The sequence below is a fragment of the Capnocytophaga sputigena genome (genome assembly GCF_900446695.1).
GTDB lineage: Bacteria > Bacteroidota > Bacteroidia > Flavobacteriales > Flavobacteriaceae > Capnocytophaga > Capnocytophaga sputigena.
Map to the genome: position 1 here is coordinate 201,158 of NZ_UAVP01000011.1, position 26,413 is coordinate 227,570.

Consider the following 26,413-nt stretch of genomic DNA (forward strand, 5'->3'; position numbering starts at 1 on the left):
TAATATGAAAGATTTTTGTAAATGGGTGCAGTCATTAGGTCTTTATTATTCTTTCCATAAGATAGAAGATTTACATACCCTTGCCCAAAATACAACTAATATTTCTTGGGCTTTTCTCAAGAGCTCAGCTATTAATACCGCCAATTTAAATAACGTAAATCCTAAAATAATTGAGTTAAAGGGTGCGTTTCTAAACATAGGTTTTTCCTTCAAAAGTATTAGTAAAAAGATATTGAATGTAAAAAACGAAACTATTTTCCTTGATTTTACAACTTTATCTATTGGCGAGTTAGAAAGTTTAATGAAGTTGAGAATTTTCAATCAAAATATAGGGGGTATACTTATAGAAAATCAAGACGACTTTTTCTCCAAAATAGAAATATTAGAAAAAATGGTATCAGATTATTATTCTGATAAGAATTTAGATGAAATAAAGGCTATATTCTTTAAAACAATAGTTTCAAAACATTGCTTTTTGCCTATTATAGCTACAGACTTATACGAAGAGAAAATCCTAATACTTATTTCAAAAGAAAGAATAAAAGACAGCATTAATATCTCTCTTGATAGTTATGATAGAGTTCAAATACCTTTTTCTCTAAAAACAAGTGACCTATCCTATTTTTATAAATGGTAACCCTCCTCTCTACCTCCTAACCATCCTACTTCCCTATTGTCTCAAACTTGTATATTTATAATGAAAAATAAAGTGAAATTATCACGAATATTATGAAAGAAGAATTGTTTATATGGTTTTATTCAAACCCCAATGCGTTACCTAAAGGAGTTCCTGCTACTGTAATGACAACTATTACAGAAGAATTTTACCCTAAAAACCCTACTAAAATCAAGCGTGGAGAATGGATTAAATACTCTCCTATGTATTTCTCTTTTCCTCCAGAAGAGAAATACAAATTGCCTGAGGAATTGATTTTAGTAGTAAAACGACAGAAAGAAGTGTTGTTTGATTTCTTAGGATATTATGAAGGGATAAGAGTTTTCTCTGATAGATTATTAAATCTTCTGATAGAGAATGACTTAAATCTTCAATTTGAAAAAGCAACCTTGAATGTTGTAAATACTAAAGGAGAAAATATTGCTAAACAGCCCTATTATTTACTACGCTTCTGTAGGGCTGATAACGAATTATTTGCCTTTAATGAGAACTCAAAAATAGCTGCAAGAGATTGGGAAGACACTTTTCTTTATCCTGATTTGCACTTAAAAGAGCCTACTGATAGGAATATTTTTGTCTTAGGAAATGTATTACCTGATGATTATTTTTGCTATCAAAATGCCTTAGTTATTAAAAAATCATTAAAAGAGGAAATAGAAAAGCTCTGCTATGCTCCTGAGATATATTCAGTAAGTGAGTTCCCAGAAGTGTATAATACTTGTTTAAAGTGGTAATGCATCATTAATGTTAGCTCAAATAAAATAGCTGACCTATTAGATGCTATAGAATATGATCGTGTTTGAAACAAAGAATATTTTGTACATAGTATAAAACAAAACAAACATAAATATGCAAAATACAACCCATTACAATCAGAGATTGAATATCAATGAACTAAATAACACTACTAATTTAGAGGATGCTATAAAAAATGCCGAACATCTGTATATTAGTAACCTATTAGGGGATGAAGAGCTTTTGTCATCTATTAATTCCTATTTAAAGAAGTACAATAAGAAACTTTGGCTGTCTTTAAATAAAAGTACAGAGATGAATCAGGAGAATTTAAAACAATTACGCTATTTAACCAATGTAAAGAAACTAAAAATAATCGTATTCAATGGCTTTATAGAGGATTTATCGGAGTTATCACATATTGATGATTTAGAGGAGTTCACGATATATGATAACGTAAAAAAAGGTATATCCTTAGTTCCTTTGGCTAAATTTAAAAACTTATCGTCTTTAAGTTTATATACTGGGTTGACTATAAAACAATACGCTGTACTCAATACATTTGAAAAGTTAGAGCATTTGAGCGCTCGAGAGATAGATTTTTCTAAACTCAATAATTTACCTATTAAAGAACTTACTGTTGATAGTAAGTTTATCCATAGTGATTTGATTGCTGAGAAATTTCCTGATATAGAATATATTTCTTTACAGAACTGTAAAGATGTTAGTATAGAAAATATTGCGTCCTTACCTCAGCTTTCTGATGTGCGATTGAGGTATATGCCTCATATTACAAGGCTTACTTCTTTTAAAAATAAAGAAAATATATTTCATCTCGAATGTGTGCATCTTAAGAATCTTGAAAATATAGAAGCTATTTTCGAACTAAAACAACTAAAATATCTGATGATTACAGATTTAGAGAAACTTAAAGCTGAAGATTTTTATAGATTAAAGGAACTTCCTAATTTAAAAGTAGCTTATATAACATTTAAAAATGCAAAAGAAAATGACAAATTTATAACATTTGCTAATACTCATAATTGGATATATAAACAGCCTTCTTTAGCTAAAACAACTCTTTAACCCTACCTTAGAGAAAGCTTGGAAGAACCTTGGAGCTATCTTAGAGAAACCTTTGTTTTTGTCAAAATACTTATTATACCAATTTTTTCCGTACTTTTGCCCCTCGATAATATCATCATTTCAAAATGAAGAAGAAAACTACAAATATCACCCCTGTAGAAAACCTTGAAGTTCAAGGCGCACGGGTGCATAACCTCAAAAATATAGACCTTTCCATACCTCGCGAAAAGCTTGTAGTCTTCACTGGGCTTTCTGGTAGTGGCAAGTCCTCATTGGCTTTTGATACTATTTATGCCGAAGGACAACGCCGTTATATTGAGACTTTCTCGGCTTATGCTCGCCAGTTTCTTGGGGGATTAGAGCGCCCCGATGTAGATAAAATCGACGGACTATCGCCTGTGATTGCTATCGAACAGAAAACTACCTCCAAATCACCGCGCTCTACAGTGGGTACTATCACCGAAATCTACGACTTCTTGCGCCTGCTCTTTGCCCGTGCTTCCGATGCTTATAGCTATGCTACAGGCGAAAAAATGGTAAGTTATACCGATAGCCAAATTCAGGAACTCATTACCAAAGAATACAAAGGCAAACGCATTAACCTATTAGCGCCTGTGGTTCAATCGAGAAAAGGACACTACCGCGAACTTTTTGAGCAGATAGCCAAACAAGGCTTTGTAAAGGTGCGTACCGATGGCGAAATCCGTGATATCGAAAAAGGTATGAAGCTCGACCGATACAAAACACACGATATTGAAATCGTGATCGACCGTATGCTAATTGATGATACTGACAACACCCAAAAACGCCTACAAGAAAGTATCAAAATCGCAATGAACTACGGCGACGATGTGCTAATGGTTTTAGAACACGACCAAAAAAAAGCTCACTATTTCAGCCGACATTTGATGTGTCCTTCTTCGGGCATCTCATATCCTCTTCCTGAACCTAATACCTTCTCTTTCAATTCTCCTAAAGGAATGTGCCCGCACTGCAATGGGTTGGGTGAGGTGCAAGAAATCAACCTCTCCAAGATTATCCCTGATCCTTCTATCTCTATCAAGAATGGCGGGATTACAGCAGTAGGAGAGCAAAAGAACACTTGGATATTCAAACAATTAGAGCTCATTGTACAAAAGTTCGGTCATAAACTCTCCGACCCTATTGAAACACTTCCTAAAGAAGCGATAGATATTATTCTCTATGGTGGTAAAGATAAATACGCTATCAAATCGGATGTATTAGGCATTACGCGCAATTTTGAAATTGATTTCGAAGGTATCATCAACTTCATCAAAAGCCAGCACGAAAATGCCGATATGGCAGCTATCAAGCGCTGGGCTGAAGAGTTTATGGATACTATTCCTTGCGAGGAATGTCACGGCACTCGCTTGCGTAAAGAGGCGCTTTACTTTAAAATAGCTGATAAAAATATAGCTGAACTATCTGCCTTAGATATTGCAGATTTATTGGCGTGGTTCAAATCTCTACCTGAGCATCTCTCTACCAAACAGCGCAAAATAGCAGAAGAAATTATCAAAGAAATTACCACCCGACTCCAATTCCTCATAGATGTAGGGCTTACTTATTTAGCTCTTAACAGAAGTTCTAAATCGTTGTCTGGAGGAGAAGCTCAGCGTATCAGACTGGCAACGCAGATAGGCTCTCAACTCACAGGGGTACTCTATATACTAGATGAACCTAGCATTGGTTTGCATCAGCGAGATAACAAAAGGCTTATCAACTCGCTGAAATCACTCAGAGATATTGGCAACTCAGTAATCGTAGTAGAACACGATGAAGAGATGATACAAGAAGCTGATTATGTAGTAGATATAGGACCTAAAGCAGGCGTAAATGGAGGGGATATCATCTTTCAAGGAACGCCTAAAGAGTTGCTAAAAGCAAATACCATCACCGCCGACTATATGAGTGGGAGAAAGAAGATTGAAATACCCACCCAAAGGCGCAAAGGCAATGGCAAAGAAATTATCTTAAAAGGCTGTACGGGCAACAACTTGAAGAACGTAACCGTAAAATTCCCCTTAGGGGTAATGATCGGGGTAACAGGTGTATCGGGAAGTGGTAAATCAACGCTTATTAACGAGACTCTGTACCCTATCTTAAACGCTCATTTCTTTAATGGCGTAAAAAAACCGATGCCTTACAAAAGTATTGAAGGCTTAGAACATATTGATAAGGTAATCGATATCGACCAGTCACCTATTGGGCGTACACCGCGTTCAAATCCTGCTACCTATACAGGTGTTTTCAGTGAAATACGCAACCTTTTCACCCAAGTACCCGAAGCGCAAATACGTGGCTACAAACCAGGTAGATTTAGTTTCAACGTGAAAGGCGGTAGATGTGAAACTTGCGAAGGCTCAGGTTTAAAGGTGATTGAAATGAACTTCCTCCCTGATGTCTATGTGCCTTGCGAAACTTGTAAAGGCAAACGCTTCAACCGCGAGACACTTGAGGTGCGCTACAAAGGAAAATCTATTGCCGATGTGCTAGATATGACCATAAGTGAGGCTGTAAAATTCTTTGAACCTATTCCTAAAATATATCGCAAATTAAAAACTATAGAAGATGTAGGCTTAGGTTATATTACCCTTGGACAACAATCTACTACCTTATCAGGAGGAGAAGCCCAACGGGTGAAGTTAGCTACAGAACTTTCTAAAATAGACACGGGCAATACTTTTTATATATTAGATGAACCCACCACAGGACTGCATTTCGAAGATGTGAAGGTACTCCTCGAAGTACTCGACCGTTTGGTAGATAAGGGCAATACTGTTCTGGTAATAGAGCACAACCTCGATGTTATTAGAAAAGTAGACTATATCATTGATATAGGGCACGATGGGGGTACAGCAGGTGGCGAAGTAATAGCCTTTGGTACTCCTGAAGAAGTAGCTAAAAACAAGAAGAGTTTCACTGCTGAGTACCTAAAATAAAAAGGGCGTGCTTTAATAGCACGCCTCTTCTTTATAAAGATTTCTCTATTTGCTCTGCTATATCTTTAAAGAAATCGCTCTTTGTTTTCTCGTGTAATTCGCGGAACTTCTTTACGTATTCCTTAGGGAAAGGCTTCCAAAAGTTTTCATCTTCTACTATATTATGATAATAATAATGGTATCCTTTAGGTATCTTTGCTATCGATTCATATAGCACTTCAAACTTGTTAGGTATATTGCTTTTCGCAATAAGATAGTACAGAATTTCTTTCTTATAAATAGATGCTTTAGGAAGTATTTCCAAAATAAGTTTGTTAAGACGAGAACTATTTTCTTCTAAATTAGAAAGAACTTTAAGAGCTTCTAAACTATAATTATCATCGCATTTCTTAAGGCTTAACAGATAATTATAGAATAAATCAGCCCAACGTGAGTCTATTTTATCAGGTGTAATAGGACGTAATTTTTTATAGAAAAAACCTACGGCATATCCCCCTTTAGTCCCTGCTAATCCTTCTATAGCATCATAATGAGCAAGTACCTTTCCAAATTGAGGAGCAAAAATCTCATAGATTTTCTCTTTGCTATATTCGGCTTCTCCGTTAAGAATACGATAAAAATAATCAGTAAAAAGAGGATATGCCCAATCACTATGTACTAATGTGTCAGTGTATTGTTCATAAAAAGGTATGATTTTCTCTTGTTTAAATGTATCTAATACATCTACAAGGCGTGGTATAATATGATAATTAGTAAGTGAACGCTTCTTAGCCATCACATTGAAGAGTTTATTACCAAACATTTCTCCCAAAAGTGCATAAGTCTCAGGGTAATCTTTGTATTTCAACACTTCCAACTCTATAGGCAAACGTTCAAAAGCTGCTACTACTGCTTTCTCGTCAGAGTCATCCATTGCAAGTAACGCTTCAAAGTATTCACGCACTTTTTGAACAAACGACTGATAGTGCGAGGGTAGCGGAACTGTAGCAATAGCATTTGCTAAGAGTTCCGCATTTCCTTTCTGTTTGTTATTGCTGTACAATTCGTAAAGTTTGTCAATACTGCGTTGCGTACCGAGTTTGGCTAACGCTTTATAAGCTGCTCCTCGTACCACTTTATTCTTATCACTTGCCAAACTGATGATAAAGTCTTCTGTCTTTTCATCTTTCTTGTCTGAAAGTATAATGACGGCTTCAGCTTGTAAGTTAGGTAGATTTTCAGCAAATATTTTATCTACCAAAGCATCTATTCCTTCATAACCTAATTGGTGTAGCAAACGCAATCGGCGTACGTGTTCTGTTTTGTCCTCCAAACGAAAGTCTGATAAAAGGAAGGGGAGCATTGCTTTCCCACAAGTAGGGATAATAGTTTCCTCTACATAATCGGCAAGTTCGGTGTATTTATCTGCTAAAGCATAACTCAAGTAACCATAAGTCCGCGAATCGTCAAACAGCTTGCGTTCAAAAGCATCTTTAAGCACCTCTAATCGTCCTGATTTGCTCTCAGTAAGAGCTTGTAACATGGGTTTCAGCTGTAAATAAGAATAGGTAGTATTCACATCTGCCAGAGCGACAGTGGGAACCTGCTCGCTCTTTTCGGCTTCAGCCTCTACAGTAACACCTTGTGTGTAGAGTACTGAATAGAGCAAAGTAGCGACATTTACTAACTTTTCGGCAGCTTGTGTGCTTTCTACTTGTAGCAAAGATTCTACTTCTTGGGCTAACTTATTGAATACAGGAGCTTTTTCACCTAACTTTTTCAGTATAGGAACGTGCTTCTGCAAGCGTGGATCATTCTTCGCAAACTTACTTCCCGCTATAAACAAGCGATTCAGTTCTTGTTGTAAATCGTATAAGGGTTTCATTTTAATCTGCTATTTAACTGATTTCTCAATTTCGTCTGCTATGTCTTCAAATACATTTAGCCTATTCTTCTTTGCCAAAGCTCTAAACTTCTCTAAATATTCCTTAGGAAACTGATTCCAAAAGTCTGAATTAGAAAGATAGTAAAGATAGTAATAAGAATTACCTGCTTTTATTTTTTCTAATGAGTGATAAATTAATTCGAACTTATTAGGCAAATTGCGCTTTAATACCAAGCGGAACATCCATATCATATCATCTGAATACGATTGAGACAGAGCTTTCAATAGCAAATCATCTAATCTTTGGCTTGTTCCTTCTAAAGCATCAAGTATAAAGAGTACTATATGGGTATAACTATTATTGAGCTTTTTAAGACTTTCGATAAAAGAATAGAAAGTGTTTACCCAGCGAGGGTCTAATCTATCCACTCTCACTTTTGATTCTTTAAAGGAATTATAAGCATAACTACCCTCTATACCACTAAAAGCGCGTAATATCTCTTCCGTAGCAGCTGATTTTCCCAATTGAGAACTGAATACCTCAAAGAGCTTTTCTTTACTATAGTTCTCATTCTTGAAAGCACTACAGAAATAGTTAATCCACATATCGCTATAGCCATTGGTATAGGTGAGAAGTTGCTTATGGGTATCATAAAAGGCGAGTACTTTATCGCTTTTCAAGGTATTTAATACCCCCATCATATTGGTAGCGGTAGGGTCATACGTATTCTTGAACACTTTCTTGCGTCGTGCATTAAACTCTTTGTTCTGCAACATCTCCGCGAAGAGTGTATATACTTCTTCACAATCCTTATTTGCCAAAATATCTATATCAATAACAAAGCGTTCAAAAGCTGCGCTAAGCGCTTTCTCATCTGAATCATCTATGGTTAATAACTGCTGATAACGTTCTTGAATTTTCTCCACAAATGGCAGGAAATACTCAGGAACAGCTACTTTGGCGATAGCTTCTGCCAAGAGCTCTGCATTGCCTTTCTGCTTATTGGTGTTATACAATTCGTAGAGCTTATCAATACTGCGTTGCGTACCGAGTTTTGCTAAGGCACTATATGCTGCCCCTCGTACGGCTTTGTTCTTATCACCCGTCAAACTGATGATAAATGCTTCGGTTTGTTCATCCTTCTTGTCTGCTATAATGTTAATAGCTTCTGCTTGCAGATTGGGGAGATTTTCACTAAATATTTTGTCTACTAAGGTGCCTATTTCTGCATATCCTAATTGATGTAACAAGCGCAATCGGCGTACATTCTCATTTTTGTCTTCTAAACGGAAGTCGGCAATGAGGAAAGGGAGCATCGCTTTTCCACAAGCTGGAATGATAGTGTTTTCAACGTAATAAGTGAGCTCTGAATACTTGTCAGCTAAAGCATAACTCAAGTACCCATAAGTGCGTGAATCGTCAAATACCCTGCGTTCAAAGGCATCTTGCAATATTTCCAAACGACCTGAGTTGCTTTGGGTAAGGGCTTGTAGTACAGGTTTCAGCTGTAAATAGGAATAGGTAGTATTCACATTCGCCAATTGTATTGTAGGGATTTGGCTTTCTTTTGTAGCCTCTGCCTCTACAGTAACGCCTTGAGTATAGAGCACTGAATAGAGCAAAGTAGAAACACCCAATAGTTTTTCGGCAGCTTGTGTGCTCTCTACTTGTAGCAAAGCTTCTACTTCTTGGGCTAATTTATTGAATACAGGAGCTTTTTCACCTAACTTTTTCAGTATAGGAACGTGCTTCTGTAGGCGTGGGTCGTTCTTAGCAAACTTACTTCCCGCTATAAACAAGCGGTTCAGTTCTTGTTGTAAATCGTATAAAGGCTTCATAATAATTGACAATTGATAATTAACAATTAACCCAAAGTCCGCATTAAAATAATTATTTGCTAATAAATTCTTGCTTTTGCGGATTGTCCCCCTTCGGGGGAACGGGGGCTTTTTAGCTATTGTATAATTTAGTATTAGTAGAGTAGTCTAATTACTTTCTCTGCTGTGATAAGTGAAAGAGGTTGCGCTGATAGCAATCCGCTGGCTACATCGTTGTGCATCATTACCACAAGGGAAAGCCCCTCGGCATTTGCTGGCAAAAACGACTTCAGATTGCCCGTTGGTGATACAGCGCCTTCCTCAATATCTCTTAGGGTGATAGCAAAACCATTAGCATCTTCTACTACCAAGTCCTCCCCTACTCTATAAGCCTTATGCAACGCCAAAAGCACTACAGGGTGTTTATCCATTAGCGGATTCTTAATAGTGTTCTTTACAGCCTTTATCGTCTCGGCAAATTGCCCCGAAGCAAAACCTTTCACTGTTGCAAGGTCAGCTTGTGATAGCGGACGCTCTGAAGCTCCATCAGCCTCCCAACGAATACGCGGATTGGTATCTCCAGGATAGATGTAAAGGTCTTTTAGTTGCAACACACTGAACATACTGTTGTCTTCTTTAATATACTTCGCAGCTTTATAAGGACGATAGTTCAACGTTTTATAGATTTTACCCGTTTTGAGATTGAGCCATACCCCCTCATCTACATACTCTTTGCGTGCCTCGTTGTCATAACTGTTGAATGACAATTGCACCAAAGAAGCATTCTCTTCATATTGCCCATACTGCATCAACTCAACGAGTTTCCACACATAGCCTATTTGCTCTTCAATTGCTGAAGACAGTTCAGGCGTTCCTTCAGGGTCTTCCTTGCGCGCCTTGAGGTAGTCAGTAGCTTTTTTAAGCAAAGCCGAAAGATAGTTTAAGTTGTCTACCACCGCAGTATATTCCTCATTCTTTACCTCCTCAATAGAAAGCAATAGATTGTTGAAAGCCGTTTGAATACCGCCTATATAGTAGTTTCCTAAGTCTTTTATCTGTGTTTTGAGGGTCGCACGCATTTTAGCATCCACTGATGAAAGCCCCGTATTCACCATATCGCGCAACAGCTTTTGGGCAGTTTCAATACCAGTGAGCTGGGCATCAATCTTCTTAGTGAAAGCCGCCTTATTCACCTTCTTAGGTTTCTCGGCTTTCTCTTTGATAGATTCCTTTTCTTGGGCTTTCTTCTCTTGTTTTTTCTCTATCTTCTCACGTTTAGAGAGAATGTCCTCAGGTACTTCTCCTTCGGTAAACTGACCTGCATTCGCTTCAAAACAGTAAAGCAAACCCACAGAGTGTTTACACGGAAACTGACGACTCGGGCAGTTACAGCGGAATACAGGGTTGTTAGGGTCTACATAATCGGCAGAGCAGTAGTAAGGATTCTTTCCACTCCCTGCGCATTCACCCCATATAAGGTTCTTTTCTGCGTTGATTTTTAAGTTGCTAAATTTGTTTTTCTTCACCAACTCACGTCCTTTTTTAGCCGCCTCTGCATTGGGGGCAAGCTCTTCAATCTTCTGTTGCGTTACTTCTATCATATTTTATATTGTGATTTTTATATACTTTAAAGCGCAAAGATACTAAAAACAATCTAAAAAGCAAGTATTACTCTTTATGAACTCTATCTAATTTCAATCAACCTTCCAATGTGTGATTCCTCCCATAGAACCCTATGTTATTCAGGTATTTCATCATATTTCTTATCGTCTTTAAAGTCTAAAATAGGGATAATATCCCCCGAAACAGGCTCTATAATCCGGATATCATTGCCATTATTCCTATTTACATAAAGAATATAATACGTTTCAAACCGAATAGAACTATCGTACCCTATCCTAATTTCATAAAACTCTTTATCGTCAATAGTAGCAGCATCCGAAAAATAACTAATACCCCTCTTCCCATCCGAAATCATCTCTATATACTTACCCACTCGTTTAGCCAAAGGCAAAGCAAGCACTCTATCCTCAGCTTCTTCTAAACTGATATAAGCCGAAGTATCTTTCACAACAAGTGAATCAACATCAGGCACACCTTCCTTAGCCTCCTGACTACCAAACCATTGACAACCAAAAAGACCACCAATACATAGTAATAATAGAATCTTTACCTTATTCATAATGTAACTTATTACTTAAAAAAAGTGCAAAAAAATATAATAAAATCTTCAATTACAAAATTTTACCCTTAAATTATCAATAAATTCACTCTGTTTCTTATTTTCTATTTATAAATATTTCTTACCTTTGCCCCCAATTTACAAATCAGCTAATATACGAATCGACAAATAAACACTATGTCTTTAAAACAAGAAATACAAAAGCGCCGTACCTTTGGCATCATATCTCACCCCGACGCCGGAAAAACTACCCTTACCGAAAAACTCCTACTCTTCGGAGGAGCTATACAAGAAGCTGGCGCCGTAAAATCTAATAAAATAAAAAAAGGAGCTACCTCCGACTTTATGGAGATTGAGCGACAACGCGGCATTTCCGTTGCCACTTCAGTACTCGCTTTTAACTACAAAGAGCACAAAATAAACATATTAGACACCCCTGGTCACAAGGATTTCGCCGAAGACACCTTCCGCACTCTCACCGCCGTCGATAGTGTCATCGTAGTCATCGACGTCGCCAAAGGGGTAGAAGAGCAAACCGAAAAGCTTGTCGAAGTATGCCGTATGCGTAACATCCCTATGATTGTCTTCATCAACAAGTTAGACCGTGAAGGGAAAGACGCCTTCGACCTCTTAGACGAAGTAGAGCAAAAACTCGGCTTAAAGGTAACTCCACTGAGTTTTCCCATAGGTATAGGCTATGATTTCAAAGGAATTTATAACATTTGGGAGAAGAATATCAACCTATTCTCTGGCGATAGCCGAAAGAACATAGAAGAAACTATCGCCTTTACCGACATCAACAGCCCCGAATTAGAGAAGATAATATCCAAACAATCAGCCGAAAATCTCCGCTCCGATTTAGAGTTAGTATATGAAGTATACCCAAAATTCGACCGTGAAGCCTACCTCAATGGAGAGCAGCAACCCGTTTTTTTTGGCTCTGCACTCAACAACTTTGGCGTACGTGAGCTACTCGATTGCTTTGTCGAAATCGCCCCTTCACCACGCCCCAAAGCCAGCGAAGAGCGTATCGTAAACCCCGATGAACCCTCCTTCACAGGTTTCGTCTTCAAGATTCACGCCAATATGGACCCTAACCACCGCGATCGTTTAGCATTCGTGAAGATTGTTTCAGGCACTTTTGAACGCAATAAACCCTATTTGCACACACGCCTTAGCAAGAAGCTGAAGTTCTCCAGCCCGAATGCATTCTTTGCCGAAAAGAAAGAAGTAGTGGATATATCTTATGCAGGAGATATTGTAGGCTTGCACGACACAGGGAATTTTAAAATAGGAGATACACTCACCAAAGGCGAAATGCTACACTTCAAGGGAATACCGAGTTTCTCTCCTGAACATTTCCGTTACATCAATAACGCCGACCCTCTGAAATCCAAACAATTAGAAAAGGGCATCGACCAGCTAATGGACGAAGGCGTAGCACAGCTCTTCAAATTAGATTTCAATGGTCGCAAGGTCATCGGAACAGTAGGAGCACTTCAATATGAGGTCATTCAATACCGATTGGAACACGAATACGGAGCGAAGTGTAGTTATGAAAACTTCCCTATCTACAAAGCCTGCTGGGTAGAAGCGCCCGAAAACCCTAAAGACCCCGAATATCTTGATTTCCTACGTGTAAAACAGAAGTTCTTAGCACGCGACAAACAGAACCAATTAGTCTTCCTCGCCGACTCTGCATTCTCTATTGAGATGGTAAAACAAAAATACCCGAACCTGAAGCTACACTTCACATCCGAGTACTAATTCCTAACACTTGTCCCCTGACACCTGACATCTATTACCTACCTCCTGTTACCTGAATAAACGTTTCCTCCAAGTCTCTATGTTTATGGTTGATTTGGAGGATTTTTAATCCGTTCTCCTTAGCAAAGTCAAACACAACAGGGCGCATATCTTCCTCCGTGTCAAAGGTGATTTGATATAAGAAATCGTATACGTTTTGTGCTGCCGACACATTAGGCAAAGCGCGTAAAAGGCGTTCCTCTACACGAAAATCGAATGCTACTTCTATCACCTGTTCCTTGCCTTGCAGCTCGCTCATCTTTTTATCAAGCACTATATTGCCTTTATGCAGTACGATTACTCTATCGGCAACCGCCTGAATTTCCTGCATAATATGCGACGAAAGCAAAACCGTCTTCTCTTTGCCAAGCTCCTTAATGATATGGCGTATCTCAACCAACTGATTTGGGTCAAGTCCTGTTGTCGGCTCATCGAGAATCAGTATCTCAGGATCGTGAATAAGAGCTGAAGCAAGTCCCACACGTTGGCGATAACCTTTTGAGAGTGCCTCTATCTTCTTATTGCTCTCTGGTGTGAGTCCCGTAAGGGCAATCACCTCCTCCACCCTACTCTTAGGCACGTTGGAATATAAGTCAGCGGTGAAGCGCAAATATTCTCTCACATACATTTCGGTATACAGAGGATTATGTTCAGGCAAATAGCCAATAGTCTTCTGTGCCTCAATAGGATGCTGAAGTATATCAATACCGTTAATAGTAACCGAGCCACTGGTAGGGATCAAAGCCCCCGTGATCATCTTCATTGTTGTAGATTTCCCTGCTCCATTAGGACCTAAAAAACCGGTAATTTCTCCCTTCTGGAGCTCAAAGCTAATAGCATTTACAGCCGTTTGCTGTCCATATATCTTTGTTAATTGATTGACTTTTACTGACATTTCTATTTATTTTGGGCTCAAAAGTACAATATTTCTCTATTCTAACAAATTATTTCTAAATATATTTTAATTCCTCTCCTCAATTTTCTCATTTGCTAATTAATCTGCTTGTGCGGCTCGCACATTTGTTAATTTGCTAATTATCTCGTACCTTTGCCCCCTAATAAATCATTATATCACTTTTTTATGAAGAAAATAAGTCTTATGTTATTGGCTTTCTTGTTGCTCACTCCCATAGCAAAAGCCGATGAAGGAATGTGGTTCTTGATGTTCATTGAACGTCTCAACCAAAGAGATATGCAGAAGTTAGGCTTACAACTCACTGCTCAAGAAATTTATAGCATCAACAACAACAGCCTTAAGGACGCCATCGTGCAGTTCAATGGAGGTTGTACTGCGAGCATCATCTCCAAAGATGGCTTAGTACTCACAAACCATCATTGTGGCTATAGCAATATTGCTCAGCTTTCTACCCCCGAAAGCAACCACTTAAAGAACGGATTTTGGGCGCGCTCTCACGCCGAGGAACTCTCCCCTAAACAGTCATTCGTCCGTTTCTTCGTCCGTATGGATAATGTAACCGACCGTATGTTGGCTGCTGTTACTCCCTCAATGAACGAAAAAGAACGCGAAGCTGCTCTCAACCAAGAAATGTCTAAAATACAAAAAGAAAACAGCGAAGGTGGTAAATATGTAGTTTCTGTGCGTTCATTCTTCCAAGGCAATGAATATTATTACTTTGTATATCAAGACTTCAAAGATGTACGCCTCGTAGGTACACCTCCTGAAAACATTGGAAAATTTGGTGGTGATACCGACAACTGGGAATGGCCTCGCCAAACAGGTGATTTCTCTCTCTTCCGTGTATACACTGATAAAGATGGAAATGCCGCCAACTATTCTCCTAACAACATACCTCTTAAAGCCAAACGTTACCTTAAAGTGAGCCTCAAAGGCGTACAAGATAAAGACTTTGCGATGATTATGGGCTACCCTGGGCGTACCAACCGTTGGGAAAGTTCTTATTGGGTAGATCAAAAGGTGAAATATGCTTATCCTGCTTGGGTTGAAGCCTCCAAAACAGCAATGGATGCAATGAAGCGTTATATGGATAAGGACGATGCTGTGCGCTTGCAATATGCCTCTTTGTACTCTCAATTAGCTAACTATTGGAAAAACCGCCAAGGTATGATTGATGCCCTCACAGCACATAAAACAGCTGCTACGAAACGTAAAGCTGAAGCTAAATTCGGGAAATGGGCTAAGAAAGCTGAAAATAAAGCCGAATATGGCGAGGTGCTCAGCACATTAGCTAACTATTTTGAAAAGACAAACTTGCGTTCTGCCGATGAGAACTATGTAAGCATTTTATCTCGTGCATCTTTCTTTATCAAAATGCCTTCCCGATACATCAATACTATTGCAGCCGCCCAACGTGGAAATATGCCCGAAAATGACTTGCAAAATAAAATTGATAACATCCTTATCGATTATGATAAAGTAAACTTAAACGTTGAAAAAGAGATTCTTGCCGATATGTTGCAACTCTATGCTAATAAAGGCAATAATGTACCCACAATGCTAAAAGACATCAAAACAAAATACAATGGTAACTTCCACAAGTATGTAGATGACCTTTTAGCAAACAGTATTTACCGCAGTAAAGAAGCCTTACAAACCAACACCCAACGCAATATAGAAGAATTGTTAAAAGACCCTATATTGCAACTTGCAGAAGCACTTGTCGAAGACTTCCGATCTCCCTCTCAAGAGCTTGTTAACTTGGAAGATAGTTATGCTAAGGCTTACCGTAAATTCGTAAAAGGTATGCGTGATGGTAAAATGAGCACCATCCTATACCCTGATGCCAATTCTACCTTGCGCCTTACCTATGGTACAGTAATTCCTTTAGCAAAAGATAAACGCAACCCCGATGTGAAAAAGAATTACTATACTACTTTCAACACCTTAATAGCTAAATACAAAAAAGACGATCCTGAGTTTGATATGTCTCAACGTATGCTCGATTTGTATCAAAACAAAGAGTTCGGCAGATATATAGACAAAGATGGCTCTATGCACGTAAACTTCCTTACCAATAACGACATTACTGGTGGCAACTCTGGATCACCCGTAATGAATGGTAAAGGCGAACTCATAGGTCTCGCTTTCGATGGTAATATCGAAGCCATGGCAGGCGATGTAATTTTCGATAAGAAACTACAGCGCACCATCAATGTCGATATCCGCTATGTACTTTGGGTAATCGATATATATGCCAACGCTAAAAACATCATCAACGAAATTGAAACAGTACAATAAAGAGTAAAAATTAGAAATTAGGAGTTAGAGGATAGGGTAACACCTATCCCCTGACACCTGATACCTGACACCTGATACCTGACACCTAACACCTGATGCCTAACTTATCAAACTATACAAAAGAATTTAAATACAACTTCAAGATTGCTTACCCTGTCATATTGGGAATGTTGGGGCATACCCTTGTGGGATTTGTAGATAATGTGATGGTAGGCAAGGTCGGTATTACCGAACTTGGAGCTGCAGCTCTCGGAAATACAGCTATCTTTATCGCAATGTCTTTCGCTATAGGTTTTTCGGTGGCTACTACTTCTTTGGTAGCTATGAACGACGAAGCAGGCGATAAACAAGCCGTACAATCCATTCTCAACCATAGTATGTTGCTCAATATCATACTCAGCACGGTGCTTTTCTTGCTGATGTTCTTTGTTGAACCCGTGATGAGAATCACAGGGCAAAGTGAAAATGTAATTGCTTTAGCAGTCCCCTACACTCATTTGGTTGCCTTTTCATTGATACCTTTAGGTGTATTCAGCACTTTCAAACAATTCGCCGATGGTCTCTCAATGACTAAATATGCAATGTATGTTACCCTATTGGCAAACCTTATCAATATATTTGGTAATTATCTCTTCATCTATGGTAATTGGGGTTGCCCAAAATTAGGAGTATTAGGTGCTGGAGTAGGAACGCTCATTTCGCGTATAGCAATGCCTATAATGCTCTATTATATGCTCAAGTATTTACCTAAAACTAAAGAATACGTTACCCATATCAGTTTCAAAAACATCACTAAACCAATGATAAGAAAGATAAGTAATATCGGGCTACCTACAGGATTACAGATGATTTTTGAAACAGGTATTTTCTCTGCTGCTATATGGATAAGCGGTGTATTGGGTGAAAACCAACTCTCAGCTAATCAAATAGCTCTCAACTTAGCAAGTATGACCTTTATGGTTGCCAACGGATTAGGTATCACAGCTATGATACGTGTCGGCAATCAGTTAGGAGCTAAAAACTATGTCAATTTACGTCGGGTAGCCTTTTCTGTATTCTTATTAGTGTTGTGTACCCAAGTCTTTTTTGCAGGACTCTTAGCCTTATTACGCGATTGGTTACCCTCATTGTATTTAGAGATGGACAATATCGAAAAAGCAGCTACCAATGCAGCTGTAATAAGCGAAGCAGCCAATCTATTGTTGATTGCTGCTATTTTCCAAATCTCCGATGGATTACAAGTTACAGCTCTTGGGGCATTGCGTGGAGTCCAAGATGCCAAAATTCCTATGGTCATTACCTTTATAGCCTATTGGCTCATTGCCTTCCCTATTCTTTGTTTTTTAGGGCTTCACACTTCTTTAGGTACTATGGGTATTTGGATAGGATTACTCACAGGACTCACTGCTGCTGCTATATCCCTCTTGTATAGGTTCAACCATATCAGCTTGCGACTCATCGCCAACCGCCATAAATTACCTAATTAACAAATTGCCTAATTGACAAATTATTATTACCTTTGCACGCTCTTTAATTTAAAAAACGAATATGAAAGCAGGAATTGTTGGACTGCCCAACGTGGGAAAGTCTACTCTATTTAATTGTTTATCAAATGCTAAAGCTCAAAGTGCTAACTTCCCGTTTTGCACTATAGAACCTAATTTAGGGGTAGTAAATGTACCCGATCCCCGTTTAGAAAAACTCGAAACTCTTGTAAAACCTGAACGTGTATTACCTGCAACCGTAGAAATTGTAGACATCGCAGGTCTTGTAAAAGGTGCGAGCAAAGGTGAAGGTTTAGGCAACCAATTTTTAGGAAATATACGTGAGTGTAATGCTATTATTCACGTGTTGCGCTGCTTTGAAAACGACAATATCGTACACGTCGATGGCAGTGTAGACCCCATCCGTGATAAAGAAACTATTGATATAGAACTACAACTAAAAGACCTCGAAACTGTCGAAAAACGCCTCGAAAAAGTAACCCGTGCTGCCAAAGCTGGCGATAAAAAAGCCGCTAAGGAAATGGACTTGCTTAATCGTGTGAAAGACGCTTTGCTCACTGGCGTTTCTGCCCGCGCTGTACAAGTAGCCGACGATGAAAAAGAATTATTAGAGAGCTTTCAATTGCTCACTGCTAAACCTGTGTTATACGTGTGTAATGTCGATGAAAAATCAGCTAAAAATGGTAATGCTTATGTAGAACGTGTAAAAGAAGTCGTGAAAAATGAAGAAGCCGAAATCATCGTTTTAGCTGTAGCTACTGAAGCTGATATCACCGAATTAGAAAGCTATGAAGAACGCCAAATGTTCTTGGAAGATATAGGATTGGACGAGCCTGGTGCTTCTAAATTGATTCGTGCTGCTTATCATTTGCTAAACTTGCAAACTTACTTCACTGCAGGAGTAAAAGAAGTACGTGCTTGGACAATCCACAAAGGAGATACAGCTCCTCAAGCAGCTGGCGTTATCCATACTGATTTCGAAAAAGGATTTATTCGCGCCGAAGTAATTGCTTATGATGATTTTATCACCTATGGTAGTGAAGCCAAAGTAAAAGAAGCTGGAAAAATGCGCGTCGAAGGTAAAGAATATATTGTAAAAGATGGTGATATTATGCACTTCCGCTTCAATGTATAACCAAAATTGCTAATTATAAATATTTCATTATATGAGAAAAAAAATTGTAGCAGGTAACTGGAAAATGAACAACGACCTCAATAAATCGTTAGCCCTCATTTCCGACCTATTGAAAAAAGTACCTCAAACTGATGCCGAGGTAATGATTGCCCCTACCTTTGTAAACCTTATCCCAGCAGTAGATGCTGCTAAAGGTAGCAAAATCGAAGTAATTGCCCAAAATATGCACTTTGCCGAAAGCGGTGCTTATACTGGTGAGATTTCAGCTGAAATGTTGAATAGTATTGGCGTAAAAACCACTATTTTAGGTCACTCCGAACGCCGTGCTTACTTCAACGAAACCGACGAAAATTTGGCTAAAAAAGTAGACACAGCCCTCAAACACAATATGCGTGTAGTATTCTGCATCGGTGAAGAATTAGCCGAACGTAAAGCTAACAAACACTTCGACGTTGTAGGTAGCCAAATCAAAAACGGCTTGTTCCACTTGCCTACTGAGGCTTGGCAACACATCATATTGGCTTATGAACCCGTATGGGCAATTGGTACAGGCGAAACTGCAACCCCAGAACAAGCGCAAGAAATCCACCATTTCATCCGCAAAACTATTGCCGATAAATATGGTAAAGAAGTAGCCGATAAAGTATCTATCTTGTATGGTGGTAGCGTAAAACCTGATAATGCTAAAGAAATCTTCGCTAAAGAAGACGTTGATGGCGGTCTCATCGGAGGCGCTGCCCTCAAAGCCGATGATTTTGTTACTATCATCAAAAGTATTTAATTGTTAATACACAAACTTTGCCAAAGTTTCCTGCCTCTGCGGCTCGCACCTTTGGCAAAGTTGATTATTCTAATAATCAATTACTTTTTGGGGTATGTTCTGTAGGGGCGTTTTGCAAACGCCCTTATAATATAGAACTTTTTGGACAGCCTCAAAGTCTATTTTCTTAAATCTAAAAAATGTTACAAAACGACTTATTCCTTAGAGTACTCAACGGCGAAACTACCCAGCGTCCTCCCGTGTGGATGATGCGTCAAGCTGGCAGATACCTTCCTGAATTTAGAGCCCTACGCGACAAATACGACTTCTTCACACGTTGCCAAACCCCTGAGTTAGCAGCCGAAATTACCATACAACCTGTCGATATAGTAGGTGTAGATGCTGCTATCTTATTTTCTGATATATTGGTAGTACCCCAAGCGATGAATATACCTTTTGAAATGAAAAAAGGTGTCGGACCTTGGTTGCCTAACCCTATTCGTACTGCTAAGGATGTAGCGCAAGTAACAATTCCTAATATCCAAGAGCGTTTGGGTTATGTGATAGAAGCTGTCAAACTTACCAAACAAATGCTCAACAATCGTGTGCCTCTCATCGGCTTTGCTGGATCTCCTTGGACGATACTCTGCTATGCCGTCGAAGGAGCTGGTTCACGCGACTATGCTACTGCCAAAGAGTTTTGCTTCACGCAACCTGAATTAGCACATCAACTATTGCAAAAAATTACCGATACTACCATTCTCTACCTCAAAGAAAAAGTAAAAGCAGGTGTCGATGCCGTACAATTGTTCGATAGCTGGGGGGGCGTTTTAGCCCCTGACGACTATCGTACTTTTTCTTGGCAATACCTTAACCAAATAGTAGAAGCACTTGCTCCGCTTACCAAAGTGATAGTATTTGCTAAAGGTTGTTGGTATGCTCTCCCCGAAATGGCTACTTCTAAAGCCGCTGCTTTAGGTGTCGATTGGACTTGTGCTCCAAAAACAGCACGTCAGCTCACGGGTGGCAATAAAGTACTACAAGGTAACTTCGACCCTTCACAATTGCTTGCTCCTCCTGCTCAAATTAAGAAAAAAGTAAAAGAAATGATCGATGCTTTTGGCAAAGACCACTACATCGCCAACTTAGGACACGGCATCCTGCCTAATGTCCCCATTGAAAACGCTATCGCCTTTGTAGAAGCTGTAAAAGAATATCATTAAGAAAAAAATATGAAATTAAAACACGCATTCCTTATTATTCTGTTGGTACTTATCGTCGACCAATGGAGCAAAATATACATCAAAACACACTTTATCCTCAACGAAGCCGTAACCGTTTTCAGTTGGTTTCAAATCTACTTTGTAGAAAACGAAGGCGCAGCTTGGGGTACTAAAATTCCCGGCGAATACGGCAAACTCATTCTTACCCTCTTTCGCATTGTAGCGGTAATAGGTATCGGCTATTGGCTGGTATCGGCAGTGAGAAAGCAACAACCTAAGATACTTATCATTTGCATTTCTTTGATATTGGCAGGAGCACTGGGCAATATCATCGATTCGGTGTTTTACGGCATAATTTTCGACCATAGTTATGGTAACATTGCTACCCTATTTGCCGAAAATCCTTACGGAACCCTCTTGCACGGCAAAGTGGTGGATATGTTCTACTTCCCTATTATCGATACTACACTTCCCAGCTGGGTACCCTTTTGGGGAGGCGAACGCTTTCGTTTCTTCGAGCCCGTGTTCAATGTGGCTGACTCTGCAATATGTATAGCAGTGGGGCTGATGATTTTATATCACAAAAAGATATTTCCTAAAAACTAAATGAATACAAAAACACTTGAAGACTTAGAGTTCCCTATGGTACTCTCTCATTTGTCTGACCTTTGCCTTACTGAACTCGGCAAGAAATATGCCTTACATATCAAACCTTTCGACAATCAGGAGAGCCTGTTATTGGCACTGAATCAAACCAATGAATACCTATCGTCTTTTGATAATAACAACACAATCCCTTCACACTATTGCGAATCTATCACTTCCGAAATTAAACTTCTATCTATTGAAAACGCCTTGTTAGAAGTGTCGAGTATTAGGAAGATTCATCGTATCAGCGAGGTTGTAAACACTCAAATTCTCTTCTTTAAGAAGTTCAAAACGCTATACCCTACCCTTTTCGAAACCGCTGATAGTATCGAGTATACTACCGAACTGCTGAACGCTATCGATAAAGTGCTGGACAAGTACGGCGAGATAAAAAACGAAGCCTCTCCTACACTTGGCAATATACGTCGCGAGCTGAGCGCCTTGAAAGGAAAACTCAACGAAAGTTTCAACCGTGCTCTCGCCGAGTATAACACTGCCGACTATCTCGATGATATCCGCGAAACCGTAGTAGAAAACCGCCGCGTATTGGCAGTGAAAGCAATGTACCGCCGAAAAGTACAGGGTACCGTATGGGGGAGCTCAAAAACGGGTAGCATAGTGTATATAGAACCGCGACAAACCGAAATCTACTCTCGCGAACTCTCCAATCTGCTTTATGACGAAAAAGAGGAAATCCAGCGTATATTAAGAGAACTTACTGCCTTCATCAGTCAGTTTGCCGATTTGCTGAAAGACTATCAGCGATACATCACAGCCGTTGATATTATTTGCGCCAAAGCCAAGTACGCTCACCAAATGAACGCACTTTTGCCAGAAATCACTCAGGAGCGCGAACTATTCCTCCGTGAAGCATATCACCCTTTGCTGTACCTTAGCAATGCTAAAAAAGGTGTTACTACCTTCCCTCAAACCATAGAATTGAATGATGAAAATCGTATTATCGTCATCTCGGGACCTAATGCGGGCGGAAAAAGTATTACGCTTAAAACCATTGGCTTATTGCAATTAATGTTACAAAGTGGAATGCTCGTTCCGGTACATCATCGTTCTAAAATGTGTTTGTTTGAACGCATTCTTACCGATATCGGCGATAACCAATCTATTGAAAACCACCTTAGCACATACAGCTACCGACTCAAAAATATGAATTACTTCCTCAAAAAGTGCAATCACCGCACCTTGTTTTTGATAGATGAGTTCGGGACAGGTAGCGATCCCGAATTAGGAGGTGCTTTGGCTGAAATATTCTTAGAAGAGTTCTACTACCGAAAGGCTTTTGGGGTGATTACCACTCATTACACCAATTTAAAAATGCTGGCAGATGAATTGCCTCACGCCAGCAATGCCAATATGCTTTTCAACGATAAAACCTTAGAACCCATCTATAAGCTGATAATAGGCGAAGCGGGAAGTTCTTTCACTTTTGAAGTGGCGCAGAAAAACGGTATTCCGTTTAGCCTCATCAATCGGGCTAAGAAAAAAATAGAGAAAGGAAAAGTGCGTTTTGATGCCACTATCGCCAAATTGCAGAAAGAACGCTCCAAAATGGAAAAAACTGCCGAAACCCTGAAAGATGAGGAAACCAAAGCCCGCGAAGAAGCCAAACGTTTAGAAGAACTCAATGATAAAATAAAAAGCAAGCTCATAAATTATCAAGAGCTCTATGACCAAAGCCAACGTATGATTAGCTTAGGTAGTAAGGTAGACCAGATAGCCGAACGTTATTTCTACGATGGTAAGCGTCGCCCTTTGGTATCCGAATTTCTTAAACTCATTGAAATGGAAAATGCCAAGCGCAAACAAATGAGCAAAGAGGAACGTACCAAGCAAAAAGAGGAGAAAAAAACTACTACCCAAGAAGTTCATAAGCAAATGGAGGCTATCCGCCAGCAACGCAAAGAAGAGAAGAAAGAGCGCATTGCCCAAGAACGCGCCGAAAAAGAAAAGCTACAACGCGCCCTTTCAGTAGGCGACCGTGTGCGCATTAAAGACAGCCGAAGCGTGGGAAGTATCGATAAGATTGAAAAAGGTAAAGCCATAGTAAATTACGGGGCGTTTACTACCTCTGTTTCTTTGGACGAATTGGAGCTTGTACAAAAAATAAGATAATTTTATCGAAATTTTATTTGCTACATAAAATATAATTACTAATTTTGCATCATTCTAAATTAATAACTATATTTTATGTTCAAACACATCATATTATTTGTAATGCTCGTGATCAGCCCACTGCTTTTTGGGCAACATCACAAAATCAAAGGAACTATTTTAGATGAAAACAAGTTCCCTGTAGCTGGGGTAATTATCCAACTGCAAAACAACCCTAGTATTGCCACTCAAACCGATGCTAATGGGCTGTATACCCTCAACTTTATACCCAGCAGCAAAGAGATAACCTTAGAAATTATCGAAGAAGGGTTTGAAAAACAAACGGTCGTTGTTACACTTCAAAACAACGAAAACCGCGTCACTTACGTAGATTTTACACTCCCAAAGGAGACTATTACTTTGGAAGAAGTAGTAGTGAGCGATAACCCTAGCTTGATTGCTAACTCCGAGAGTTTATCGCGAAAAAAATTAGATAAAGTTCCTGGGGGTACCAATATAGCCAACTTAAAGGATTTGTCCGAAAAGCGTTCTCAAACCCTCAAAGATGCTCTTGTGCGTCAACCAGGGGTAGTTATTCAAGAGTTCTTTGGTGGTAACGACCAGCCTCGCCTTAATATCAGAGGCTCAGGAATACAAAGCAATCCACAATCGCGTGGGGTTGCCCTATATCAAGATGGTATTCCCATTAATTTCGCTGATGGATCGTACATTATAGGTGTTTTAGAACCTCAAGCTTCTAATTTAGTAGAAGTATACCGCGGAGCTAATGCTATGGAATATGGCGGAGCTACCTTAGGAGGTGCTATGAACTTCGTAACCAAAAATGGATATAACGCCTCTCCTCTTAGTGTAAAAATGGAAGCGGGTAGTTTCAATTACTTCAACAGTAGTCTTTCCTCTGGATTCTCCTCTGGCAAAAACGATGGTTTTATTTCTACCTCCTATAGTAAAAGTGATGGATACCGCACCTACAACTCCTCCAAACGCTTCAATGCATTGCTAAATATTGGCAGACAGTTTACCAATAAGTTTGAAACTCGCCTATATGCCTCATTTACTGATTTGTATTTCGATATTCCAGGTCCTCTTACCAAACAACAATACGAAAGTGATAGCAAACAAATAAACGGAGCTCCTAAACTCACCGTTCCTTATGCTTTTGGACCTAATGTACAACGCGATAAACCTAATAGATCAAGCAAAATCGCACGTTTTGGTAGCAAGTCGGCTTATAAATTTAACAACCATAGTTTGCTCACTGCCACTTTGTATTACCAATATACTGATGATGCCTTTGTATATCCCATAGCTACCAATATACGTCACGATTACAACAACGATTATGGTTTGCGTCTTACTTATGACTACAATACTCGTAAAAACGATTTATCAATAGGGGTACAACTCAGCCAAGGCAAAATGCATCAATTGCGAAACATCAACGAAAAAGGAAGTTTCGGTGCATTATTTGCCAAACAAGACCTCTTATCAAACCACGCTGTAGCCTACATTTCCGATGTATACAAAATCACCGATAAATTCCTTGTGAATGTAGCCGTACAAGGTAGTTACGACACCCGAAAGGTAGAAGATAAATTTGAGGGTAGCAGCCGACCTATATCCTTCTTTGCTGGTCAAAATTTACGCCGTGTTCAAAGCCCTTCTCCTGTAAAAAAACTTGATAATGAGTATACGTACAACGCTGTCAATCCCAAAGCAGGTGTGATTTATAAGTTTAGCGATAATGCCCAAGTATATGGTAATTATAGCTTTAGTTATGAACCCCCTACCTTCCTTGAAATCATTCGCTTAACAGGAGGTGCTGCAATGAGTGGTACACAAGTAATTTTCCCTAATAGTAGCAATGCCAATTCCAGTGCTAAAAATATTGCAGCCTTTGAATTGAAAGCTCAAAAAGCACAAACTGCCGAAATTGGAACTAAAGGAAATATTAATGATGTCTTCGTGTGGAATGTAAGTGCCTATCACTCTTGGGTAAAAGATGAGATTTTTACCCTCACCGATGGCGAAATTGGCATCAATGGTATTACTGTAAACGCTCCTTATACCACTGTCCACCGAGGAGTTGAGGCGTCATTGCAATCTACCTTTGCTAAACGTGTATTTTCAAGCAAAGGCGATGCCTTTACTCTTTTTGTAAACTACAATTACAGCGATTTCTTCTTTGATGGAGGCGCTCTAAAAGGCAACCAAATAGCAGGTATCCCTAAACATTACATCTATGGCACTTTAGACTACAAACACCCTTCTGGATTCTTTGCCGAGTTCAACGTTGAAGCACTCCCTGAAGATACCCCTACCGACCATAAAAATACTTATTACCAAGATGCCTATCAACTGTTAGGCGCTAAAATAGGATTTAAAAAAGGAAACTGGACGTTCTTCTTCCAAGGTAATAATTTAGCCGATACAGTTTATGCATCCAGCTATTTAATTCAAGACCAAGTAACTCCTCCTCCTGCAAAAGTAGGCAACAGAGTCTTGCGACCTACCCCCACCATTGTCGATAAAACAAACTTTATCCCTGGTGTCGGACGCAACTTTGTAGGTGGTATAACTTACACTTGGTAAAAATCTTACAATTTAGTTTTGTACATATCAAAAAAGATTGTATCTTTGCGCCCGAATTAATAACCGAGGTCGT

General features: G+C 39.2%; 18 protein-coding genes. 13 read left to right on the plus strand and 5 right to left on the minus strand.

Annotation, left to right across the window (positions count from 1 at the left end):
* Positions 1–4 precede the first annotated feature (4 nt).
* The 4 genes from DR017_RS12955 to uvrA all read left to right on the plus strand — a co-directional run bounded on the left by DR017_RS12955 (position 5) and on the right by uvrA (position 5,460).
* Positions 5–637, plus strand: coding sequence for a hypothetical protein (locus tag DR017_RS12955; protein ID WP_002678080.1), 633 nt, complete (start codon positions 5–7; stop codon positions 635–637).
* Between the two features lie 92 nt (positions 638–729).
* Positions 730–1,410 (plus strand): Imm43 family immunity protein, encoded by a 681-nt coding sequence (locus DR017_RS12960; RefSeq protein WP_002678144.1) that lies wholly within the window; start codon positions 730–732, stop codon positions 1,408–1,410.
* A gap of 115 nt (positions 1,411–1,525) precedes the next feature.
* On the plus strand, positions 1,526–2,497 hold the full coding sequence (locus tag DR017_RS12965; RefSeq protein ID WP_002678227.1) for a hypothetical protein: 972 nt from the start codon (positions 1,526–1,528) through the stop codon (positions 2,495–2,497).
* Positions 2,498–2,622: 125 nt separating this feature from the next.
* Complete coding sequence (gene uvrA / locus DR017_RS12970; RefSeq protein WP_002678083.1) at positions 2,623–5,460, plus strand: excinuclease ABC subunit UvrA; 2,838 nt, start codon at positions 2,623–2,625, stop codon at positions 5,458–5,460.
* Between the two features lie 31 nt (positions 5,461–5,491).
* On the opposite strand, the gene DR017_RS12975 is transcribed toward uvrA, so the two are convergent.
* From DR017_RS12975 to DR017_RS12990, 4 genes are all read right to left on the minus strand, one after another.
* Positions 5,492–7,324, minus strand: a complete 1,833-nt coding sequence (locus tag DR017_RS12975; RefSeq protein WP_002678061.1) for a HEAT repeat domain-containing protein — start codon at positions 7,322–7,324, stop codon at positions 5,492–5,494.
* A gap of 9 nt (positions 7,325–7,333) precedes the next feature.
* The gene (locus tag DR017_RS12980; RefSeq protein WP_002678035.1) at positions 7,334–9,163 is read right to left on the minus strand and encodes a HEAT repeat domain-containing protein; all 1,830 of its coding nucleotides are present in this window, start codon (positions 9,161–9,163) and stop codon (positions 7,334–7,336) included.
* Between the two features lie 134 nt (positions 9,164–9,297).
* Positions 9,298–10,743, minus strand: a complete 1,446-nt coding sequence (locus DR017_RS12985) for an SWIM zinc finger family protein (RefSeq protein ID WP_002678101.1) — start codon at positions 10,741–10,743, stop codon at positions 9,298–9,300.
* Positions 10,744–10,880: 137 nt separating this feature from the next.
* The gene (locus DR017_RS12990; RefSeq protein ID WP_002678276.1) at positions 10,881–11,324 is read right to left on the minus strand and encodes a hypothetical protein; all 444 of its coding nucleotides are present in this window, start codon (positions 11,322–11,324) and stop codon (positions 10,881–10,883) included.
* A gap of 177 nt (positions 11,325–11,501) precedes the next feature.
* Between DR017_RS12990 and DR017_RS12995 the strand changes: the two genes are divergently transcribed.
* Positions 11,502–13,091 (plus strand): peptide chain release factor 3, encoded by a 1,590-nt coding sequence (locus tag DR017_RS12995; RefSeq protein WP_002678154.1) that lies wholly within the window; start codon positions 11,502–11,504, stop codon positions 13,089–13,091.
* A 34-nt stretch (positions 13,092–13,125) separates the two neighbouring features.
* Here DR017_RS12995 and gldA read toward each other — a convergent pair whose 3' ends face one another.
* A complete protein-coding gene (gene gldA, locus DR017_RS13000; RefSeq protein WP_002678287.1) occupies positions 13,126–14,025 on the minus strand; it encodes a gliding motility-associated ABC transporter ATP-binding subunit GldA in 900 nt (299 codons plus the stop codon).
* A gap of 186 nt (positions 14,026–14,211) precedes the next feature.
* Between gldA and DR017_RS13005 the strand changes: the two genes are divergently transcribed.
* The 8 genes from DR017_RS13005 (at position 14,212) to DR017_RS13040 (ending at position 26,340) form a co-directional block, all read left to right on the plus strand.
* The gene (locus DR017_RS13005) at positions 14,212–16,347 is read left to right on the plus strand and encodes a S46 family peptidase (RefSeq protein WP_040360844.1); all 2,136 of its coding nucleotides are present in this window, start codon (positions 14,212–14,214) and stop codon (positions 16,345–16,347) included.
* A 95-nt stretch (positions 16,348–16,442) separates the two neighbouring features.
* The gene (locus DR017_RS13010) at positions 16,443–17,834 is read left to right on the plus strand and encodes an MATE family efflux transporter (RefSeq protein WP_002678257.1); all 1,392 of its coding nucleotides are present in this window, start codon (positions 16,443–16,445) and stop codon (positions 17,832–17,834) included.
* Between the two features lie 61 nt (positions 17,835–17,895).
* The gene (gene ychF / locus DR017_RS13015; RefSeq protein ID WP_002678189.1) at positions 17,896–18,987 is read left to right on the plus strand and encodes a redox-regulated ATPase YchF; all 1,092 of its coding nucleotides are present in this window, start codon (positions 17,896–17,898) and stop codon (positions 18,985–18,987) included.
* 31 nt (positions 18,988–19,018) lie between these two features.
* The gene (gene tpiA / locus DR017_RS13020; protein WP_002678074.1) at positions 19,019–19,768 is read left to right on the plus strand and encodes a triose-phosphate isomerase; all 750 of its coding nucleotides are present in this window, start codon (positions 19,019–19,021) and stop codon (positions 19,766–19,768) included.
* 179 nt (positions 19,769–19,947) lie between these two features.
* Positions 19,948–20,970: a uroporphyrinogen decarboxylase gene (gene hemE, locus DR017_RS13025; protein ID WP_002678214.1), complete on the plus strand. Its 1,023-nt coding sequence runs from the start codon at positions 19,948–19,950 to the stop codon at positions 20,968–20,970.
* A 9-nt stretch (positions 20,971–20,979) separates the two neighbouring features.
* Positions 20,980–21,576: a lipoprotein signal peptidase gene (locus tag DR017_RS13030; protein WP_002678119.1), complete on the plus strand. Its 597-nt coding sequence runs from the start codon at positions 20,980–20,982 to the stop codon at positions 21,574–21,576.
* Entirely contained in the window at positions 21,577–23,748 is a 2,172-nt protein-coding gene (locus tag DR017_RS13035; RefSeq protein ID WP_002678165.1) for an endonuclease MutS2, read from the plus strand.
* Positions 23,749–23,823: 75 nt separating this feature from the next.
* Complete coding sequence (locus tag DR017_RS13040; protein WP_002678169.1) at positions 23,824–26,340, plus strand: TonB-dependent receptor; 2,517 nt, start codon at positions 23,824–23,826, stop codon at positions 26,338–26,340.
* Positions 26,341–26,413: the final 73 nt, after the last annotated feature.

What these genes read in the sequence shown, in the direction of transcription:
- DR017_RS12955 (WP_002678080.1), top strand. Translation starts at nt 5, where the DNA reads ATGAAAGATTTTTGTAAATGGGTGCAGTCATTAGGTCTTTATTATTCT.
- DR017_RS12960 (WP_002678144.1), top strand. Translation starts at nt 730, where the DNA reads ATGAAAGAAGAATTGTTTATATGGTTTTATTCAAACCCCAATGCGTTA.
- DR017_RS12965 (WP_002678227.1), top strand. Translation starts at nt 1,526, where the DNA reads ATGCAAAATACAACCCATTACAATCAGAGATTGAATATCAATGAACTA.
- uvrA (WP_002678083.1), top strand. Translation starts at nt 2,623, where the DNA reads ATGAAGAAGAAAACTACAAATATCACCCCTGTAGAAAACCTTGAAGTT.
- DR017_RS12975 (WP_002678061.1), bottom strand. Translation starts at nt 7,324, where the DNA reads ATGAAACCCTTATACGATTTACAACAAGAACTGAATCGCTTGTTTATA.
- DR017_RS12980 (WP_002678035.1), bottom strand. Translation starts at nt 9,163, where the DNA reads ATGAAGCCTTTATACGATTTACAACAAGAACTGAACCGCTTGTTTATA.
- DR017_RS12985 (WP_002678101.1), bottom strand. Translation starts at nt 10,743, where the DNA reads ATGATAGAAGTAACGCAACAGAAGATTGAAGAGCTTGCCCCCAATGCA.
- DR017_RS12990 (WP_002678276.1), bottom strand. Translation starts at nt 11,324, where the DNA reads ATGAATAAGGTAAAGATTCTATTATTACTATGTATTGGTGGTCTTTTT.
- DR017_RS12995 (WP_002678154.1), top strand. Translation starts at nt 11,502, where the DNA reads ATGTCTTTAAAACAAGAAATACAAAAGCGCCGTACCTTTGGCATCATA.
- gldA (WP_002678287.1), bottom strand. Translation starts at nt 14,025, where the DNA reads ATGTCAGTAAAAGTCAATCAATTAACAAAGATATATGGACAGCAAACG.
- DR017_RS13005 (WP_040360844.1), top strand. Translation starts at nt 14,212, where the DNA reads ATGAAGAAAATAAGTCTTATGTTATTGGCTTTCTTGTTGCTCACTCCC.
- DR017_RS13010 (WP_002678257.1), top strand. Translation starts at nt 16,443, where the DNA reads ATGCCTAACTTATCAAACTATACAAAAGAATTTAAATACAACTTCAAG.
- ychF (WP_002678189.1), top strand. Translation starts at nt 17,896, where the DNA reads ATGAAAGCAGGAATTGTTGGACTGCCCAACGTGGGAAAGTCTACTCTA.
- tpiA (WP_002678074.1), top strand. Translation starts at nt 19,019, where the DNA reads ATGAGAAAAAAAATTGTAGCAGGTAACTGGAAAATGAACAACGACCTC.
- hemE (WP_002678214.1), top strand. Translation starts at nt 19,948, where the DNA reads ATGTTACAAAACGACTTATTCCTTAGAGTACTCAACGGCGAAACTACC.
- DR017_RS13030 (WP_002678119.1), top strand. Translation starts at nt 20,980, where the DNA reads ATGAAATTAAAACACGCATTCCTTATTATTCTGTTGGTACTTATCGTC.
- DR017_RS13035 (WP_002678165.1), top strand. Translation starts at nt 21,577, where the DNA reads ATGAATACAAAAACACTTGAAGACTTAGAGTTCCCTATGGTACTCTCT.
- DR017_RS13040 (WP_002678169.1), top strand. Translation starts at nt 23,824, where the DNA reads ATGTTCAAACACATCATATTATTTGTAATGCTCGTGATCAGCCCACTG.